The organism is Streptomyces sp. P5F9, assembly GCF_057961495.1.
Window position 1 is genome coordinate 1 of record NZ_JBXVPZ010000909.1, and the last position, 1,408, is coordinate 1,408.

1 protein-coding gene is annotated in these 1,408 nt (G+C 74.1%); it reads left to right on the forward strand.

Features of this window, described 5'->3' with window-relative positions; genetic code table 11:
• A partial coding sequence (locus AC31A1_RS51395; protein ID WP_489659911.1) for a glycosyltransferase occupies positions 1-1,408 on the forward strand: 1,408 nt, incomplete at both ends.

Below are 1,408 nucleotides of genomic sequence, written 5' to 3' on the forward strand. Positions count from 1 at the left end.
TGGCGGAAGGGGGGCCGGGTAAGCCGGGGGCGCCCTCCGCCGATGTGGCGGACCGTTTCGCCAACGCGCTGTACGGGCTCGCGGAACTCGCCCGCGACGAGGGCGGACTCGTGGCCGCGCTGCGCTCCGAGAGCGCCGTACGTGCGCTGGAACGCGCCTGTCGTGCGCCCGGCGCACTCTGTGGGGCACGTGAGGCGCGCGTACCCGAACTCCTCACCGTCGCCGCGCAGTTGGAACGCGCCCTGCGCCCCCTCTCGCTCGACTGGTACGAGGACGACGCCCTCGGGTCCGTGGACCTCTGCCACGCGACCGCCGGCGGTACCGCGGCCCTGCCCGGACTGCTCGCCCGGCACTTCGCCGGCGTACCACTGCTCGTGACCGAGTACGGCGTACACCTGCGGACGCACTACCTGGCCTCCGCCGACGCGCCGCCCGCCGTACGGGCCCTCCTCGCCGCCTTCCACGGCAGGCTGGCCGCCGAGATCTACCGGCGGGCCACGCTGATCACCCCCGGCAACAGCCACACCCGCCGCTGGCAGGAACGCTGCGGCGCCGACCGTACGAAGCTCCGCACGGTCCACCCCGGCATGGAGGCGACCCGCTTCGCGGAGGTCGGCGAGGCGCCGGACGGCGCGGACCCGGACACGCTGGTGTGGGTCGGCCGGGTCGAACCCGCGAAGGACCTGATCTCCCTGCTCCACGCCTTCGCGGAGATCCGCAAGGACGAGCCCAAGGCGCGCCTGCGGATCGTCGGCGCGCCGTCCGGTGCCGAAGGTGAGGCCTACCTGGGCCACTGCCGGGCGCTGGCCGCACAGCTCTTCCCCGACGAGGCGGAGGGCGTGCACGCGGTCGGCGACAACCCGGTGTCCTTCGAGGAGATCGGCGGCCCGGAAGCCCCCACGCTCGCCGAGGCGTACGCGGCCGGCACGGTGATCGTCCTGTCGAGTGTCGTCGAGGGCTTCCCTCTGAGTCTCGTCGAGGCCATGTTCTGCGGCCGGGCGACCGTGTCCACGGATGTCGGCGCGGTGGTCGAGGTCATCGGCGGTACGGGGCTCGTCGTGCCCCCGCGCAATCCGCGGGCGCTCGCGGAGGCGTGCGTGAGCCTGTTGCGCGACCCCGAGCGCCGTGAGCGCCTGGGCGCCGCCGCCCGCGCCCGAGCGCTCGAACTGTTCACCGTCGAGCAGAACATCGCGGCATTTCACAGCATTTACCTGGAGGTCGTCTCGCACTCCCCGGTACGCCGCGTCGTCCTGAACGAGTCGGGCGACCCCCTCCCCTTCGCGGCCCCCGCCGAGTCCCACGTCCCCGGCCGCTGGACCGGCCCGATGGCCCGCGTCGTGGCCCGCGGCGGCCCCACGTGGGCGACCGGAGCGCCGGTACGCGCCACAACTCCCTTGCCGGCCACGGA